The following is a 19960-nucleotide window of genomic DNA, read 5'->3' on the forward strand; positions in this document are numbered from 1 at the left end:
TACAGAACCATGATTATGTTTTGTACGTTTACTACTGATAACTGCATTTTAATGAAATAAGCTTAAACTTCGCCCCGTAAATTTCAATATTAACATTTATCATAATCAATTTTTTAAATTCATGACAACTAGTCGCTCTTCTGTCATTTCTTCTATCGAATATTTCGGACCTTCTTTTCCCCAGCCACTATCTTTCACGCCGCCATAAGGCATTAGATCGACGCGGTATTGAGAGGCATCATTGATCATAAAACCACCTACTTGGACATTTTTGGCCGCATAGAAAGCTGTATCTAAGTTTTGTGTGAAGATTCCCCCCTGGAGTCCATATGGAGACTTATTTACTTCCTCTATACAATCTTCAATATTAGTAAAAGGAATGAGTGTAACAACAGGAGCAAAGATTTCTTCACAAACGACTTTCATATCAGGCTTTACATTAGACAATACAGTAGGATAAACAAGGGCTCCCTCTCGCTGCCCACCATAAACAACTTTTGCACCAGCCTGCTTTGCTTCTTCTATCCATTGCTCCGTACGTATTGCTTCATCTTCAGCAATCATCGGTCCAACATCAGTGTCTGGATCATTAGGGTCACCTATTTTTAATTTTTTAACAGCTTCGATAAACTTGTTTTGAAATTCTTCCTTAACCTCTTCATGAATGTATAAACGCTGAACGGAAATGCAAACTTGACCAGCAAAAGCAAAGCTTTTTGCTGCGCTGTTTTTTGCTGCTGCTGCAATATCAGCTTCTTTATCAATAATTACAGGTGAATTATTACCGAGCTCTAAGATAAGCTTGTTTAAACCTGTATTTTGTTTAAGTTTCATACCGACCTCAGCACTACCAGTGAAAGTATATAATTGTATTCTTGAATCCTCCATCATTTGATTACCTACTGTTGATCCTGAACCGACGACAACATTTAAGAATCCCTTCGGCAATCCAGCTTCATGAAAAAGCTCCGCTAATTTTAATGAAGAGATCGGTGTTTTACTCGCTGGTTTTAGTACAACTGCATTTCCTGCAGCAATAGCTGGTGCGATCTTATGAGCCACCAAATTAATCGGGAAATTAAATGGACTAATTGCACCAACTACTCCTACAGGCACTTTAATAGTGAAGGCCATTCGGTTTTCTGAGCCCGGTGCTGCTTCCACAGGTACTCCTTCGCCATGAATGCGTTTGGCTTCTTCAGCAGAAATTTCAAAAGTTAGTGCCGCCCGATCCACCTCTGTTCGCGCTTGTTTTAAAGGTTTTCCAGCTTCCATTGTTATATTCCGCGCTAACTCTTCTTTATTCTCTTGTAATAATTCACTCACGCGCTTTAAGATTTCATAACGTTGATAAGGGGACATCGTATCTTTTTTAAATGCACGTTCTGCTGCCGACACAGCAAGATCTACTTCTTTTTCAGATGCTTTTGCAACTTTTACATAAGTATCCTGTGTATATTTATTAAGTACTTCTAGTTGATCACTAGTTTTTACCCATTCACCATCAATATATAATTGATATTCATTCTTCATAAAGTGACATCTCCTTTAAATACAATCTATTGACCCTATAGCCTTAATAGTCATAGATTAAACTAGAATAAAGAATAGTTTAGTTTAGAAGCGGGCGTATTCCGACTTCTCTTTCACTCCATATCCATAACGTTTCAGCCAGCCGCCGATCTTTTGCTTTTCTAGAGATAGGAACGATTTCTTTATTATAAAAATACTCCCCCGTAACTCCCTTAAATTGTGGGTCAACAGCCAAAGATATAGCCGTTCCAGCACCTTGTCTAGGTGTTTTAAAAAATGGTTTCAGCATTGATGTTATCATTTTTCCAACCCCCGTATCTCTATCGATACCCAAATTGGTTGCTACAGCACCAGGATGAACTGCATTTACAGATATGGAATGATCAATTACTCTTTCAGCTATAGCTTTAGTAAACAGAACATTAGCGAGTTTTGACTGACCATACCCTTTCAGTACGTGATAATTGCTTTTTTCAAAATACGGATCTTGAAAGTAAATATCCCCCCATTTGTGGGCACCAGAAGAAATTACGACAACTCTTGCATCCTCTGCATTTTTTAACTCCTCTAACAATAAGTTCGTTAGCAAGAAATGCCCCAAATGATTGACTCCCATTTGAGTCTCAAAGCCATCTGCAGTTAATTGCCTTTTTAATGAGACGACCCCTGCATTGTTGATTAAAATATTTAATCGATCGTATTGGATTTTAAATTGGTTCACAAATTTTCGTATGCTTTCTAAACTACCTAAATCACAAATCATCATCTCAATATGGTTACTCTGACTTTGTTCTCTGGCTATGGAAAGTGACTGTTCACCTCTCTTTTGATCTCGACAAGCCATGATTACTTGAATATCTTGTTTTGCCAATTCAATCGTAGTTGCTAATCCCATTCCAGAGTTTGCACCAGTAACAATCGCTATCTTATTCTTCATTCTTCCACCTACCTTTCTTTAAATCATAGTACGGTTTCCCTCTTACGCAAAATGGTAGGGAGTTTCATTCTACTTTGTTCTAGGAAGGGATTGATATGTAAATTTCACAAAAAAAGCCTGAAGAGAAAAATTCTTACGGCTTCACTACAGGGGTGCAAACAAGCAATTCACAGCTTTTTTTATTGTTATATAAAGGTTAATACCCTTTAGTAAAAACACTGGATAACTCACACCTCCTTTCACAAGGGTGGAAATAAATATTTACACCACCCTGTGATTTTGCTGCGATTTCTTATATGAATTGTAATAAGAACAGAAAGCACTTTGATATTTATGTTGATTTACTTCGTTTGTGAAATAATTCACTTAAACTAAATTAGCAGGATTGTTGAAGACTCGATTCCTAGATGATTGTGTGGCTGTTCCGTCATCGTAGGAAGAGAAGGAGGTCGGGGAAATAACTCGCTTTCCGTGGGAGTACGGTGAGCCTCCTCGCTTCGCTGCGGGGTCTCACCATGTCCTCTAATCCCACAGGAGTCACGTCATTTCCCCGACCACCTTGCCATGAAGAAGAGGGACGGAACATCTGCGAATCTAAGAAGTCTGCACGTAGCTATTGTTATAACAGCATGTTTATCCACTATTTTCATGATGGAGGAAGGCCTCCTATTCAGGTCCATTCGTGAAAATAAAGCAGAGAGGGGCGGGAAAAGCGGACTAGACGAGACGCACAGAGCAAAGCGAGGGCACTAAAAAATTCATTACAAAGGAAAATATTATGAGACCACCCACGATATCGGTGATCCCATCGACTTTTCCTTCTTTATATTGATTGTTTTAATTCTTGTTCTCTTATATTACGTTTTTCAGTGATTGCTTTTCACTTGAATTACCACATCTGATGCTTCCGTTCTCCTCACGAAAGCAAGAAGGTCCGGGAAATTGCGAGACTCCTGTGGGATGAACATGATCGGTGAGATCCCGCAAGGCGTAGCCTGAGGAAGCTCACCTCATGCCCACGGAAAGCGAGTGATTTCCCGGACCTTCTAACGCCATCCTTGGTAACGGAAACCACCAGAATGTCTCGAAACTGTCTTCCACATAAGGGCAGAAGTGGATCATTTCAATGGCAATAATTACACAGCACCCCCGATTTTCACGTATGAGGCTTCTGCTCACGTGAAGATGTTTCCGTTCTCCTTACGAAAGCAAGAAGGTCCGGGAAATTGTGAGACTCCTGTGGGATGAACATGATCGGTGAGATCCCGCAAGGCGTAGCCTGAGGAAGCTCACCTCATGCCCACGGAAAGCGAGTGATTTCCCGGACCTTCTAACGCCATCCTTGGTAACGGAAACCACCGAAACGTCTCGAAACTGAGTCTTCCACAATCTGAGGCTTTAGTTGAACAAGAAAATACATAAAAACAAGGCTTAGAGATGAAATTTCTCTAAGCCTTGTTAAGAATGTGAATCGTATTGCGACAACCCTGTAAATAATTCTGTAATTTCCCCTATGATTTAGTATTTATACCTCACAAGTGAACTCGTTCAGAAAAACTCTCATCAGGCTTGTAAAACTTATTATAAGAATAGTCCTGCCATCGTTGCAGATAGCAATGAACCGAGTGTAGCACCAATTAATAGCTTCATACCAAACCTTGATACACGCGCTCCTTTATCAGCATCAATACCTTGGACAGTACCAGCAATGATACCAATGGATGAGAAGTTCGCGAAACTTGTTAAGAATACAGTAACAATACCAACTGTTTTCTCTGAAACAGTTTCCACCATTCCTTGAAATTCAAGCATTGCTACAAATTCATTTGTTACAATCTTCGTCCCCATAATTGCGCCTGCATCAACAACTTCTCCAGCGGGGATCCCCATAAGGAAACCTACTGGCGCAAGCACATAACCTAAAGTCTCCTGTAAAGTAAGTCCATTGAAGAGGCCAGAGAATACCGCATTTACGAGTTCTAAAGATGCAATAAAGGCGATTAACATAGCACCAACGATTAATGCAATTTTACCACCATCAAGCGCTCCATTTCCCATTGCTTCGAAAAAGCTTTTCGAATTTGAAACATCGTGTACATCTACGTAATCTTCTTCTTTTGGCACACGTACTGGAGCAATTAAAGATGCAATAATTAATGCACTGAACATGTTAAGCGGCAGAGCAACTAATACATAGTCAGCCGGAAGTATTTCAAGATATGCACCTACAATTGATGCAGACACAGACCCCATCGCTGAAGCACTAACAATATACAAACGGTTATCACTCAACTGCTTGAACTGAGATTTGATTGCAATAATCGCTTCAGACTGACCAAAGAAAATACTATTTACTGCGTTGAATGATTCAACCTTAGGTAAACGGGTAATAAAGGAAAGAGCTTGTCCCAAATACTTAATAATGAATGGAAGAACCTTCAAATAAGTGAGAACAGATAAGATCGTTGCAAAGAAGACAATAAGAAGTAGTACGTTAAAGAAGAAAACTGAACCTCCTTCTTCCACAACCAATCCACCTAGAATGAAATTTACACCTTCTGTACCAAAAGCAATAAGTTGTTCGAATACCCAAGAAATTCCGCCGATAATAACGGAGCCAATCTCAGTTTTAAACATAACAAAAGTCGTAACAACTTGAGCTAACAGCATCACACCTATGCCAAAATAATTAATTTTCTTTCTATCATTTGACATTAAGAAGGCAATACCAAGAATAATACCAATCGCTAAAAGACCTAATAATATACCCACACTAATCTCTCCCTCAAAAGTTTTAAATCGTCTTGTAAACATCATGAAAATGCTTACATTTTATCTTTCTACTACGGATTTTAACAGGTTGTCAGACGTCTTGCAATACAATTTAAAAAAAGTGAATTTTCATTCATTTCTTATATACCCTGATCCCTTAAGTGAGAGGTATATAATTTTTTTGATTGCTCAAAAAAAATTACTGAAAATAATATATATAATCAGCAACTCTCTTTAAAAATTATTCCCATTATCATCAATTTTAATTCTAATTTCTATTAAAAGCACATAAAAACGCCCCCTCCGTTGGTCAGACAGAGGGGGCTTATACCTAAGGGGAGGTATATCGTTTGAAAACGTAGCCTGATTAATCAGGTGCTAGCTTTCTCTCAGAAGTCTTTAGCCAGTAAATACACCAGCGCTTTAAAGCACTTCTATATAATAGACGAAACAACCCCTAAAAAAGTTTTCATAAATGATAATTAAAGTTAAATTAATTTATACTTCCATTTCCTAACCAGTTGGCTTGCAATACATCACTCTTGAAGTGATGATCTAATGACCAGGGAAAAAGATCATTTGAATGATAAAAATAGCTCCAAACATATATAAAATCCAGTGCACTTGGCTTCCTTTCCCGCTAAACAATTTTAACAGAGGGTAAGTAATAAAGCCGATTGCAATTCCTGTAGCAATACTTGATGTTAAAGGCATCGTCAATATAATGATAAAAGCTGGGAAGGCCTCATCAAACGTTTTCCAATCAACTCTAGCTAACCCCTCCATCATGAAGCAACCTACAATAATAAGAACAGGAGCCGTGATGGCAGGCAAACCTGAAACTGCTCCTACAATAGGAGAAAAGAAGATAGAAATAATAAATAGGATAGCAACGACTATAGTTGTTAATCCAGTCCTTCCCCCTACAGCAACTCCAGAGGAAGATTCGATATAAGCAGAGGAAGGGCTTGTCCCAAACATTGCACCTGCAGTTGTCGCAGTCGCATCTGCCATTAAGGCAGCTCGTGCTCTTGGTAAACTCCCATCTTTTCGAATAAAACCAGCTTGTTCAGCTACGCCAATCATCGTTCCTGTCGTATCAAAAATGGTTACAAGTAAAAATGCAAAAATCACCGTATATAATCCATTGCTAAATACACCAGCAATGTCCATATCCCAAAAAACAGGCGCGGGTGGAGCTGAGACATAGCCCCCTTCAAAAGATAGTTGACCGGTAAACATACCTATAATTGCAGTAATCAACATTCCCACAAATAGTGCTCCTGTTACACGTTTAGCAATTAAGCCTAATGTAATAAATAATCCTATAATCGTTAGAAACGTTTCCGGTGAACCTAAGTCGCCTAACGTAACAAGCGTTGATTCACTTGAAACGATCACACCTGACATTCTTAGCCCCAGAAATGCAATGAACAAACCAATTCCAGATGTAATCCCATATTTCAAAGAATTAGGAATTGCAGTAATAAGTACTTCCCTTAAACGCGTTAAACTTAAAATAACAAAAAGAACCCCCGCTAAAAACACCGTTCCTAAAATAACAGAGTAACTAACATCCTGTTGAATCACCTCTGTAACAAAGTAAGCATTCATCCCCATACCAGGTGCGATAGCAATAGGATAATTGGCAGCAAGCGCCATAATTAATGTTCCTATTACCGCCGCGATCACTGTTGCCATAAACACTTGTTCAAAAGGTAATCCCGCCTCTGATAAAATAGCTGGATTTACTATAACTATATAGACCATTGTTAAGAATGTCGTAATCCCAGCTAGTATTTCCGTTCGTACATTTGTTTGATTTTCCTGCAAGCGAAACATCTTAAACACAACAAACACCTTACTTTCCGAATGAAATAATCAACATTTAATATAATATTCGTTTTCCGAACATATTTCAAGTGTTAGTTTTTATCGTTCGTCTTTAATCCATTAAAAAAGGATTCCCTCTTTAAAATCCAAGGGAAATCCTCTTAAATAACTATTGTTTATGACGATACCATTCCATAATTGTTTCCGTGTCTTTTTCCTCTAAATACAATACACGAGCGGCTGCCCCTCCAACTCCAGACTTCATCGTAGCTTCAACCGAAGCTAAGTTTTTTCGTGTTTGCAATAAGGTTTGATCTTTTCGAAAAGATTGAATTCGATACTTCTTCATTACAAACGTCTGTTTAATAATAAATCGATGAATAAAAGTTAGTTGATTGTCTAATAGGTTCCATCCAGCATCTTTATAAGCTAGGTATCCTAGTAAAGAAAACAAAGGAATCAATAAAAGGGATAATAAACCTAACGGATAAAAATATATACTTACAATTGTTGCAACAATGAGTGGTAGTGAATTAAACCTCATTAAATAACGAAAGAGCGCACGGCGTGGTGGTCGATTTAATGGTTCATCCAATTGGTATTCACCTAATATTGATTGCAGCACACGCTGCACCTCTGCACGCTTAATTAAAGGTAAGATTCTTAATGTATGCTCAGCATCGCTGTTAACTGATCCCCCCGCACTTATGATAGTTACGGTTGCCAAACCCAAAGGTTGACGAATCAAATTCTCATCAATCCTTAATCCTTGAATTCGATTTAACGGAATGGTAACCTGCTTTTTCTCTAATAATCCTCGCGTCATAATCAAATCTCCTGAATCAAGATAAACCGAAAAGTTATTATAACGAAAGATGGTAAGTAGCACAGAAATTCCATAAGCCAAAAACAATACAACTAAAACTGCAACCGCGACAATTAGCAGCCCAATTTGCAGCCAATTGATGACTTCATCATAGATCGCACCTATAGGTAAGAACTCCATCCCTTGAGATAGAAAGACAAGAACACCTGAGATGACCACGCCCGCTCCTCCAGAAGTAAGAGCCATAAGGATAATTTCTTTCCTAGTCATTTGATAAACGAGTTTTCGGCTTGATTCAACGTTTTCTTCATCATCACCTACCACTTCTTGACCCTTTTGTTCATCCAACAATAATTCCAATTGTTTCGCCTCTTCTTTATGGATAGCCGTTAGCTCTGCTTCAGCTTCCGTGGAAGCTGAAGATCCAGCCGTTTCCACCGTAACCTTCACCAGTTGAAAAGGACGATGGAAAATCCCTTCTGAAAAGTCCAGGCTTTGAATACGATCGATTGGGATATATCGCTTTTTCCTTAAAAACATCCCATGCTCTATCCGCAATTCCCCTTCTTCTACCCGATATGTAAACCGCAGCCACCTAAAAATCCCGGATAGCAGAATAAATAATAGAAGCGAACTTAAAATAATTAGTGGAAGTGACCCTAACAAACCATCTCCACGGTTGTTATTTAAAAAGAAAACTGCAATAAGTGGTAAGATGGCATCTTTTAAACCTTTCACAAAATTGATTAATGCAGAAATCGGATGAAGCCTCTTTGGTTCAAACATCATCTTCCGCCACCCTTGCCAATGAAGAAATAGAATGTCTCAGTTCCTCCGCTTCCTGCTGATCTAAAGCAGGAACCTTGTGAATAGTCGCAGCAGTGGAAATACTAATAGTAGCCAAACGATACTTTCTTAATAGTGGTCCTTGTTCGGTGTCCACGTGCTGTACACGCACCATTGGAACAAGGGTTCTTGTGACTATAAAAAACCCATATTGCAACTCTATTTCTTGATCTCTTACCTCATAACGCCAACGCTTCCACCTTACAGCAGGAATAACAAAGATAAAGAAAATGATTTCTAGTGCAAGTACTATACTAATGACTATCATTGGCCACAAGGACCAATCAAACTTATAAGTAAGGATACCGATACCAATAGCGATTAATGAAACGATTCCTGCTTGAATCATCCCATGAATTCGCCATAACGTAAGTGCTCGAATCGATATCCTTTGGGTTGGTTCATTCATTTAGCTCTAGCCTCCTCACAGTTAACTTTCTTTACTTATACGAATGAATAACCAGAACGTTTCAATTTCAAATAAAATCCAGACTGATCAGCCTGGATTCAATGATTACTGTTGCCCACTCGATAATTTTCTTGAATGTTCCGTACATGCATTCATTGCTTGAATAATAGAACTTCGCAAGCCTGTTTGTTCTAAAGTATTTACCCCTTCAATCGTCGTGCCACCTGGTGTGCAAACGGTATCTTTTAACTCGCCTGGATGTCTTCCTGTTTCAAACACCATTTTGGCTGCTCCCTGTACAGCCTGAGAAGTTAACTTATACGCTTTGTCTCTTGGAAAGCCTTGTTGGACCGCAGCATCAGCCATCGCCTCAATAAACATATAAACGAAAGCTGGAGAAGAACCACTTACGGCAGGTACAGCATCCATAAGTCGCTCTTCAATAATCTCCGCCTCGCCAAAGCTTTCAAAAAGTTCTTTTACTACAGCTAAATCTTCCTCAGTCACAAAGTCATTAGGACAAAGCACACTCATTCCGGCTCCAACCAACGACGGGGTATTAGGCATTGATCGAATTACTTTAAGATTAAAATCAAAGGAATTCCTCATTTTCTCTAAAGTAATCCCTGCAGCTACAGTTACAACGATTGTATTTTCGCTAACAGAAGATTTTATTTCTTGAATAACCCCTTCATAAATGTATGGTTTTATTGCTAAAAACAAAATATCACTAGAAGCAGCTAATTCTTTATTATCATTTGAAATATAAATGCCATATTCGTCACCCACAAAGTCTATCGTCTCATCTGATACAGCAGTAGCAGATATTTGCTGGGCTTCCACGATTTGAGAATTAATCATTCCTTGAATCATCGCTTGTCCCATTTGTCCGCATCCTATAAACCCTATCTTCTTATTCACAAAACCAACCCCTCTCTATCGTGTCTTCAATTGTATATGATAAATTGAAGGACGACAATGTAACTCTTTTCATAAAATTATAACGATTTACAGGAAAATTTATCCTTGGTACTACTAGTAAAAAATACATGTTTTATTGATAAAGCCTTTACAAAGTGGTGAAGCTTATCTATAATTAACAGTGTATTCTTCATATCATAACGATTGACCACAAATATCATAGCTGCTACGAAAAAAGCCGAGCTACCTTCAAGCTCGGTTTTTTTCGTTGTCCTTCTTTTCTACCTTTATTTCTTCTTGCGTAACAGATTCCAATATTCTTCTTACCTCTTTCTTCACCTTTTTAGTTACCATAATATAAAGCGTATCACCGGATTGGATCGTCGTTTGTCCGTAAGGTGTAATGACTTCTCCGTCTCGAATAATAGCACTGATTAATGCTTTGTTAGGTAAGTCCAAAGTCTCTAACGACTGACCAACAATTAGATTGCTCTTATTTACATCATATTGCATCATCTCAACATTCGCTTTTCCCATTGATATTAATTCTAAGGAATGGATAGGATTCGTTTTCCTTTCTGATACCAATTTAAACTTCTCAGCTACCCACGTAATCGAAGATCCTTGAACGAGTGTAGATAAGATAACAATGAAGAAAACAATATTAAACATTAATTGGCTATTATTTACTCCCGTTAATAAAGGGAAAATAGCTAAAACAATGGGAACAGCACCACGTAATCCCGCCCATGAAAGAAACGCCTTCTCCTTCCAATGGAATTTAAAGAACATTAAACTTATAAAAGTGGCGATCGGACGTGCTACTAAAATAAGAACTAAAGAAATAAGCATACCATCAACGATAACTGGCCAGGTAAATACATCTGAAGGAAAAACAAATAAACCCAGTAATACAAACATTAGAATTTGCGCCATCCAACCAAATCCTTCGTGAAAACGAAGAATAGAGTAGCGATAAGCCAGTTCCGCATTTCCAATTAATACTGCCGCAACGTAAACAGATAACAAACCACTTGCTTGAATCAGTGAACTAGCACCATAAGTCAAAAACGCAAAACCAAGAGCGAATAAAGGATATAAACCACTAGAATCTAAATTAATTCTGTTAAGAGCAAAACTAGCTCCGTAACCAATTACCAATCCGACCGCTAATCCGCCCCCCATTTGCCAGAAAAACGAACCAACCATTCCCCAAATATTCGCTTCATTGGCCGTTAATACTTGAATAAAACTAATCGTTAAAAAAACAGCCATAGGATCATTCGTACCCGACTCTGCTTCTAGGGTCGCTTCAAGCTTATCACGAATATTTTTCCCTTTGAGAACAGCAAACACTGCTGCTGCATCGGTAGATCCGACAATTGAGCCAAGTAAAAAAGCTTCAATCCAAGACAATCCCAATACATATTTTGCTGCCACTGCCACAATTGAACTCGTAAGAATTACTCCAATTGTGGCTAGCGTAATCGATGGAGCAAGAACAGGACGAATGGCACTCCATTTCGTCTGCATACCACCTTCAAATAAAATAATAATAAGTGCAAAGATCCCAACCAACTGGGCAATTTCTGCGTTGTCGAAGTAAATTAATTCTAAACCATCACTTCCAACAGCCATACCCACAGCAATAAATAGAACAAGCGATGGCACGCCTAAACGAGTAGAGAATTTAGTCACAACTATGCTCATAATTAATAACAAAGCTACAAGCATAATAAATTGATTGGACTGTAAAATTTGATGAATCATCTACGAAACCCCTTTATGTATCTTTCTCTTCTTATTATAACAACATCCCTCCCCATTATTAGAATAACTCATCTTGTATAAAAATAAAAAAAGCTCATTCAGGAGAAAGCTTCATCACAACTAAGTGTTCTTTTCCCTAAATGAACTAGTTTTAAGAGGAAAACATTAAATTTTTCCGAAATAAACAAAAAAAGCCAAGGTATTTATCCTTGACCCTTTACTTTAACGCTACTTCTTGTTCTTCTTCTCTAAAAAAGTGTTTCATCGCAAAAAATACATCTGCTTTCTTTCGAAGTACATGATAGCGAAATTTAGCGTCACCAATTGATTTGTAAGCTTGCATTAAACTAGAAGAACGATTATATTGATTGACTTCTCCATAACCAAACATTTGAGATACTTCCATAAGTTCACTTATTAACGAAACACAGCGTTTATTATCCGATGTTAAGTTATCTCCATCAGAAAAGTGAAAAGGAAAGATGTTGTAGCGTTCAGGAGAGTATTTGTTCTCAATTAGTTCTAAGGCTCTTTTATAAGCGGATGAACAAATCGTACCCCCGCTTTCTCCTTTAGAGAAAAAGTCGTTTTCTGACACAATTTTCGCCTGAGTGTGATGAGCGATAAATTCGACATCAACGGTTTCGTAATTTTTATTAAGGAATCGATTCATCCAAAAGAAGAAACTACGTGCCATATACTTTTCCCATTGTCCCATCGAACCACTCGTATCCATCATTGCAATGACTACTGCTTTTGATTCAGGCTTCTCTTGGTCTGTCCAAGCTTTAAAACGCACATCTTCAGGATAAATAGGAGCAAAAGTAGAGTCCCCACCTAATGCATTACGTTTAAAAGCTTCAAGCATTGTTCGTTTTTTATCAATGTTTCCAGTCAATCCTGTTTTTCGGATATCTGTAAACTCTATATCCTCAGTGATAATATTGTCTTGCTCTTTCTCAGCTAAGTTGGGTAGTGTCAGCTCTTTAAAGAATGCATCTTCAAGCTCAGATAAGGTTACTTCAGCCTCGTAATAATCTTCCCCTTCTTGATCTCCTGCACCTTCTCCTTGACCCGGTTTTTTTTGTGCCTCTTGCGATTGACCTACAACGTCACCAACCTCACTATCCCCATCCCCTTGACCGGCATGCTTATTCTTCTCATAATTGTAACGAATTTTATATTCATCGAGTGACCGAATCGGTATCTTCACAACGCGTTTTCCGTTAGACATAACAATATTCTCTTCTGTTATTAAGTCAGGAAGCTGTTTGTTCATGGCATCTTTGACTTTTTCCTGGTGTCTCCTCTGGTCATCATAGCCTTTACGATGGAGGGACCAGTTGTCTTCAGCAATGACAAAATTCTTCTTTTCATTCATCACATTTTCCCCCTCCTGTACGTGGATTACTCTATCATATGCAGGACAAGTCCAATGGATGAGGACAAAATAGAATATAACTTGTTTTTCACTAGGAGAATTGGATCTCAGAAACTCCTGTTTGGATAGATAACCATAACCTCTGAGGATCCATTAGTATATCAACGGACAAACTACTCACAAATATCAGCAATACACATGTTGATAAGTTTCATAATTTCAAAAAAACCTCTCGCCTAAAAATTTAGCGAGAGGTTTCATATACTTAGCCTTCTAGTAAAAGGTCATACGGATCTTCAATCATTTCTTTAATTCGACGCAAGAATTGCACAGCATCTTTACCGTCTACAATACGATGATCGTAGGAAAGTGCGATATACATCATCGGACGAGCTTGAATTGAGTCATCCGGCATTACTTTCGCACGTTTTTCAATGTTATGCAATCCTAGAATTCCAACTTGAGGTGAATTCAAGATCGGTGTAGAGAGCATTGAACCAAATATACCTCCATTAGTAATCGTGAAGGATCCTCCTTGTAGATCATCCAGTTGAAGTTCTTTATTACGAGCCTTTTGGGCCATATCCATAATTCCATTTTCGATTCCCGCAAAGTCTAGACGATCCGCATCCCGGACAACCGGAACAACTAAACCTTCCTCAGTTGAAACGGCCATACCAATATCATAGAATTTCTTTTTGATCACTTCATTGCCTTGAATCTCAGCGTTGATTAGTGGAAATTCTTTTAAGGCTCCAACCGCAGCTTTTGTGAAAAAGGACATGAATCCGAGCTTTACGTCATGCTTCTTTTGGAATGACTCTTTGCGTTCACTACGCAACTTCATCACATTCGTCATGTCAACTTCATTAAAAGTAGTCAGCATAGCTGAGCTTTGCTGTGCATCCACTAAACGCTTGGCAATGGTTTGTCTGCGACGAGACATTTTCTCGCGTTCAACAGGTTTATCAAACTCTGTTTTTTCACTTGACTCTTGTTTGCTAGCTTTTTTCTCTTGTTTAGGAGCTGCTTGCTTCTCTTCTTTCTTACGTTCACCTTGGGCAGCAGCATCAACATCTTCAGGACGGATGCGGCCTAAAGGATCTTTTGCAGTAATATCACTAAGATTCAAGCCTAATTCACGAGCGCGCTTTCGAGCAGCCGGTGTAGCAACTACATCACCTTTGGACCCTTTTTGTTCAGAAGAAGAGTCTTCTGTTGATACGTCTTCTGAACTTGCAGCTGGAGCACTAGGTTTTTGCTCTGATGTTTGTTCAGACTTTTCTTCAGGTTCTGCTTTTGATTCATTGGAAGTATCTCCTTCATTAGAAGATCCACCAGCTTCACCATTTTCATCAACCTTGGCAATGACGTCACCAACTTCTACATCTTCACCTGCTTCTCTTACAAGTTCAGCAAGTATTCCGCTTGCATCTGCATTCACTTCAACATTAACTTTGTCTGTTTCAAGCTCAAGGATTGCATCTCCTTTTTCAACTTGATCACCTTTTTTCACGAGCCATTCGGCTATAGTACCTTCTGTGATAGATTCAGCTAATTCAGGGACCTTAATTTCCTTCATTTGTTAGTTCCTCCTTTAGACAACTGTAGCGCTTCATTAATTATTCGGTTTTGTTCTGTTTTATGGATGTTTGGCTCACCAACAGATGGAGAAGCACGATGTTGCCTTCCAACATAACGGTGAATTTGACCTTTTTTAAGCATTTTGTGAAGAATACCTTCAACAAAATACCAAGTCCCCATATTTTGCGGTTCTTCTTGCACCCAAACGAGTTCTTCTAAGTTCGGATACTCGTCTAAAATCTCCTGCAAATAATTTGTTGGGAAAGGATAGATTTGTTCCACACGTAAAGCATCTATCGTATCAAAAGACTGCTTTTCAATTTTTTCAACAGAATCTTCAATTTCAACCATCATTTTTCCAGTTCCTAGCAATAGGGATTTAACTTTTGCTTTATCCTTTTTCGTTTCTTTCGTTAAACCAGGTTGTCTTAAAATCGGCTGGAAGTTCAGCTCACTAAATTTACTACCCTCAGCAGCTACACGCTGGTTTCTTAATAAACTCTTAGGTGACATTAGCACAAGTGGTCTTGCTTCTTCTTGATTACTAATAGCTGCTTGACGTCTAAGGAGGTGGAAATACTGAGCTGACGATGTCACATTAGCAACGGTCCAGTTGTTTTCTGCAGCTAATTGTAGAAAACGTTCTAAACGAGCACTTGAGTGTTCAGGTCCTTGCCCCTCATATCCATGTGGAAGAAGGAAAACCATATTGGACTTTTCGCCCCATTTAGCTCGTCCTGCTGCGATAAATTGATCAAAAATAACCTGACCGGCATTGGCAAAGTCTCCAAACTGAGCCTCCCAAATAACAAGAGCCTCTGGAGCCTGTACAGAATAACCATATTCAAAACCTAAGACACCCGCTTCAGATAACGGACTATTATAAATATCAAAAGAAGCATTAGCCTGATCTAACCCATGCATAGGACAATACGTTTCGTCTGTTTCCACATCATGAAGAACCATGTGACGGTGAGCAAAGGTTCCTCTCTCCGTATCTTGTCCCGTTAGCCGAATAGGCTTACCGTCTTCAATAATGGATGCAAAGGCAAGGGACTCCGCTGTCGCCCAGTCTACTTTATTACCTTCTTCTAACATATCCCCGCGACGCTGAAGTATTTTTTCGAGCTTCTTAAAGCCGTTGAAACCTTCTGGACGCTTTAATAAGTCTCGATTTAATTTTTTCAATCGCTCTAAGTCAATTGCTGTAACGATTTCATCAAGTGGTCTTTCCACTCCACCTGGACGATCTTTAACGTCGGCTTCTTTTGTTTCATTTTCATTCATATTGTTGTAGGTTTCACGTAGTTTACTTCCTACTTCCTCAAACATTTGATTTAATGTACCTTCTTCAACTACTTGATCTTCCACTAACTGTTTTTCAAACAGATGAGGAACCGTTGGATGGTTATCAATCTCATTATAAAGTGTTGGTTGAGTTGAACGAGGCTCGTCTATCTCATTATGTCCATAACGACGGTACCCGACAAGGTCGATAACAAAGTCTTTCTTGAATTTCTGACGATATTCATAAGCTAGAGACATCGCTGATAAGCAAGCAATGGGATCGTCGGCATTCACGTGTACGATCGGAATCTCAAAACCTTTTGCTAAATCACTTGCATAGCGCGTAGAACGACCATCCTTACGATTGGTCGTAAAACCAACTAAGTTATTCGCAATAAGGTGAAGAGTCCCCCCTGTACGGTAGCCAGGTAAATCTTTCATATTTAAAGATTCAGCTACAACACCCTCGCCAATAAAGGCAGCGTCTCCATGAATTAAGATACCAAAAGCTTCTTCTTCATCTAAATTGGAATATCCTACTTTTGTACGATCATCCTGGGCCGCTCTTGTGAACCCTTGAACTACAGGATTAACATATTCTAAATGGGAAGGATTGTGGCTTAACGTTACTTGAGTCGTAGACTTTTCCCCATTTCCGACTTCACGTTGTGCGCCAAAGTGATATTTCACGTCTCCTGTCCAACCATAGTTAATTCCCGTTGAACCTTCAGAAGGAATCAACTCTTTGTCTGGAGAATGATGAAACTCTGAAAAGATTCGATCATATGGCTTACCTAGAACATGGGCTAGTACGTTTAATCGCCCACGGTGGGCCATCCCCATCATAATGTTACTAATTTGATCCCGGGACGATGCTTGAACAATGTAGTCAAGCATCGGAACCATAACATCGAGCCCCTCAATAGAAAAACGTTTTTGAGCAACAAACGTTTTTGCTAGAAAGTTCTCAAATCCCTCTACATCAACTAATCTTCTAAGTAATTGTTTTTTTTCTTCATTGCTTAGATTCACTTGGAAATCTGAGGTGTCTATTTGGTGTTGTAGCCATTGTCTTTCATTCTCATGACTTACATGATCATATTCAAATGAAATCGTTCCCGCATACGTCTCTTTCAGTTTACGTACGACCTGAAGTGCATTACTTAATTTAATATAGGAATTAGGCCACACCCATTCGGCTGGCATATTTTCTAAATCACTCTCGGTAAGTCCATATCTTGAGATATCGAGCATATTAGTCGCAGCTCTCTCATTACTTCCTACCGCATAAATTTTTGCGTCTAAATGACCATGACGTCGAATAGCCTCAACAAGTTTAAGTGCTGAGGTTACTTTAACCATATCTACAGAGGAAGCTTGAGCTTCTCCGTTTGAAGATGGGGAAACGGAAGCACTTATCCACTCAGGAGCTCCATGTTTTTCAAATACTTCTTTTAAACTAGGATCGACTAATTTCGGATCTTTTTCGAATAACTCATACTGTTCCTCAATATAGCCCATATTAGGGCCGTGAAATTCTTCCCAAAATCTTTCGCTGGCGCCTTGATTAGCCACGTCAAATACCTCCAAGTAGTTGTTGTCTAATGCTGGAACGTAAACGTTTGCAAACACATATACTATTATAGAGTTGAAACGTTCTCAAATTCAACATTTATCTCTTTTTTTCTTTTGTCTGAATACCAATTACATTATAACAAGAAAGACGCACCATTTGGTACGTCTTTTTCATTTTTAGTAGAAACTTTATTCCTCATCTTCAAGGACGCGATACGCCCAATCAAATAATTGCATCTGACTATTGATTGTTAAACGACTAGAAGAAGGAGATACATAGTGATATTCTCCTTGTTGATCCTGTTCTCGTGCCTTTAGGTTATCAGCTAAAGTTAGTTCTAAAATTTTAACTAATCGTTGCTTAATCATTGGATCATAAATCGGAAAAGCCAATTCCACTCGCTTCATCATATTTCTCGTCATAAGATCGGCGGATGACAAATACACCTTTTCATCTCCATTTTGATGGAAGTAAAAAATACGACTATGTTCTAAAAAACGACCAACTATGCTAATAACTCGTATATTTTCACTTATACCCTCAATTCCGGGTTTCAAACAACATATACCTCGCACAATCAGGTCAATTTTCACTCCTGCTTGTGATGCTTCATACAATTTCTTTATCATCAGCTTGTCTGTTAAGGAATTCATTTTCGCAATAATACGTCCATTCTCATGCTTATCATGAAAAATGATTTCTTGATCAATAAACTTGATGAAATCATCGCGGAGATCAAATGGAGCCATAGAAATGTGATTAAAGCTAGGCTTTTCTGTATAACCACTTAAATAATTGAAGAAATTAGTTGCATCATTACCAAACTCCTCATCAGTTGTAATCAATCCCATATCCGTATATACCTTGGCTGTCTGATCATTATAGTTCCCTGTTCCTAGATGGACGAAACGCTCAATTGTATCTTTCTTTTTTCTAACAACTAAAGTGATTTTACTATGTGTTTTTAAGTAAGTCATTCCATAAATCACATGACAACCAGCTTTCTCTAATTCTCTAGCCCATTGCACATTGTTTTCTTCATCAAATCGAGCCTTTAACTCTACAAGAACTGTAACTTGTTTACCGTTCTCTGCTGCTCTTTTTAAGCCGTCAATAATCGGTGAATCACCACTAACACGATATAAAGTTTGTTTAATAGCTAATACGTCCGGATCATTGGCGGCTTCTGAAACAAACTCCACCACAGGCTCAAATGACTCATAAGGATGATGCATAAAAATATCACGCTTACGTGCTACAGAAAATATATCCTCCCCCGCTTCAACATCACGCAAAGGTTGAGGGATCAATTTTTCATAAATCAGTTGTTCTTTAGACTCAGCTAATTCATTATAGAAACTAAATAGATATGTTAGATCCAAAGGACCATCTGTGATGTATAAATCCTTTTCATGAATTTCTAGAACGCTTAACAAAAAGCGAACCATATTGTTTTCATATTTACCCTTGCGAACTTCTAAACGTACAGCGGCTCCCCATTTTCGTTTCTTTAGTTCTTTTTCAATCGACTTAAGAAGGTCGCGAGCACCCTCTTCATGGATTGTCATATCTGCATTTCGAGTGATTCTGAATTCAGTGATTGAATCCACTTCATAACCTTTAAATAATTTCCCAATAAAATAACTGATTGTTTCTTCAAGGAGTATAAACTGTTGTTTTGATGAGTTTGACACTTTCACAAAGCGAGGAAGGAGAGAAGGTACTTGAACAATAGCTGTTTTCTCAGCATGATCACTGTGGTCCATTTTATTTTTTAAAAAAGTCGCTAAGTTAATCGTTTTATTTAACAGGATGGGAAATGGACGATACGTATCTACAGCCATAGGAGTGAGTACTGGAAAAATTTCCTCATCAAAATACTTTTCAAGCTCTTTTACTTGAGTATCCGATAAATCGTCAACAGCTACGATCGAAATACCCTCTTGATCTAAATATGGTTTCATAAGTTGATAAGTTTCGTACTGACTTTCTACAAGCCCATGATTAATAGTCGCAATCTCTTTAAGTTGCTTTTTAGGGGTTAAACCTGCTTTATTCTCAGGTTTATTATATCCAGCTCTTACTTGATCCTTTAGGCCGGCTACTCGAACCATGAAAAACTCATCCAAATTCGATGAAAAAATTGCTAGGAATTTCAATCGTTCTAGTAACGGTGTGCTCTGATCCTTCGCCTCTTCAAGGACACGTTCATTAAAAGCAAGCCAACTAAGCTCACGATTATTGTAATAATTAGGATGATCTAGATCTTCAATATCCATGATTCA

General features: G+C 38.5%; 12 protein-coding genes. All 12 read right to left on the reverse strand.

The window, feature by feature from the left end:
• Nucleotides 1–105: 105 nt before the first annotated feature.
• The 12 genes from ACFQIC_RS12795 to ACFQIC_RS12850 all read right to left on the reverse strand — a co-directional run bounded on the left by ACFQIC_RS12795 (nucleotide 106) and on the right by ACFQIC_RS12850 (nucleotide 19954).
• Entirely contained in the window at nucleotides 106–1533 is a 1428-nt protein-coding gene (locus ACFQIC_RS12795) for an aldehyde dehydrogenase family protein (RefSeq protein ID WP_204709621.1), read from the reverse strand.
• 79 nt (nucleotides 1534–1612) lie between these two features.
• Nucleotides 1613–2470: an SDR family oxidoreductase gene (locus tag ACFQIC_RS12800; RefSeq protein ID WP_204709622.1), complete on the reverse strand. Its 858-nt coding sequence runs from the start codon at nucleotides 2468–2470 to the stop codon at nucleotides 1613–1615.
• A gap of 1581 nt (nucleotides 2471–4051) precedes the next feature.
• Nucleotides 4052–5242: a NupC/NupG family nucleoside CNT transporter gene (locus tag ACFQIC_RS12805; protein WP_204709623.1), complete on the reverse strand. Its 1191-nt coding sequence runs from the start codon at nucleotides 5240–5242 to the stop codon at nucleotides 4052–4054.
• A 555-nt stretch (nucleotides 5243–5797) separates the two neighbouring features.
• Nucleotides 5798–7084, reverse strand: coding sequence for an NCS2 family permease (locus tag ACFQIC_RS12810; RefSeq protein ID WP_204709722.1), 1287 nt, complete (start codon nucleotides 7082–7084; stop codon nucleotides 5798–5800).
• 160 nt (nucleotides 7085–7244) lie between these two features.
• A complete protein-coding gene (locus ACFQIC_RS12815) occupies nucleotides 7245–8690 on the reverse strand; it encodes a PH domain-containing protein (RefSeq protein ID WP_204709628.1) in 1446 nt (481 codons plus the stop codon).
• Nucleotides 8680–9156 (reverse strand): PH domain-containing protein, encoded by a 477-nt coding sequence (locus ACFQIC_RS12820; protein WP_204709631.1) that lies wholly within the window; start codon nucleotides 9154–9156, stop codon nucleotides 8680–8682. Before ACFQIC_RS12820 ends, ACFQIC_RS12815 begins: the two co-directional genes overlap by 11 nt.
• Nucleotides 9157–9261: 105 nt before the next feature.
• Nucleotides 9262–10077: a pyrroline-5-carboxylate reductase gene (proC, locus tag ACFQIC_RS12825; RefSeq protein ID WP_204709632.1), complete on the reverse strand. Its 816-nt coding sequence runs from the start codon at nucleotides 10075–10077 to the stop codon at nucleotides 9262–9264.
• A 249-nt stretch (nucleotides 10078–10326) separates the two neighbouring features.
• On the reverse strand, nucleotides 10327–11847 hold the full coding sequence (locus ACFQIC_RS12830; protein WP_204709634.1) for a potassium/proton antiporter: 1521 nt from the start codon (nucleotides 11845–11847) through the stop codon (nucleotides 10327–10329).
• 217 nt (nucleotides 11848–12064) lie between these two features.
• Nucleotides 12065–13228: a sporulation protein YhbH gene (gene yhbH / locus ACFQIC_RS12835; RefSeq protein WP_204709636.1), complete on the reverse strand. Its 1164-nt coding sequence runs from the start codon at nucleotides 13226–13228 to the stop codon at nucleotides 12065–12067.
• 265 nt (nucleotides 13229–13493) lie between these two features.
• Nucleotides 13494–14810, reverse strand: a complete 1317-nt coding sequence (gene odhB / locus ACFQIC_RS12840; protein ID WP_204709643.1) for a 2-oxoglutarate dehydrogenase complex dihydrolipoyllysine-residue succinyltransferase — start codon at nucleotides 14808–14810, stop codon at nucleotides 13494–13496.
• The gene (locus ACFQIC_RS12845) at nucleotides 14807–17620 is read right to left on the reverse strand and encodes a 2-oxoglutarate dehydrogenase E1 component (protein WP_390217189.1); all 2814 of its coding nucleotides are present in this window, start codon (nucleotides 17618–17620) and stop codon (nucleotides 14807–14809) included. The genes odhB and ACFQIC_RS12845 overlap by 4 nt, the downstream gene beginning before the upstream one ends.
• A gap of 243 nt (nucleotides 17621–17863) precedes the next feature.
• Nucleotides 17864–19954 carry an RNA degradosome polyphosphate kinase gene (locus ACFQIC_RS12850; RefSeq protein WP_204709645.1) on the reverse strand — a complete coding sequence of 697 codons (2091 nt, stop codon included), beginning with the start codon at nucleotides 19952–19954 and terminating at the stop codon, nucleotides 17864–17866.
• Between the last annotated feature and the right edge of the window lie 6 nt (nucleotides 19955–19960).

The organism is Halobacillus seohaensis (assembly GCF_042663045.1).
Lineage (GTDB): Bacteria > Bacillota > Bacilli > Bacillales > Halobacillaceae > Halobacillus_A > Halobacillus_A seohaensis.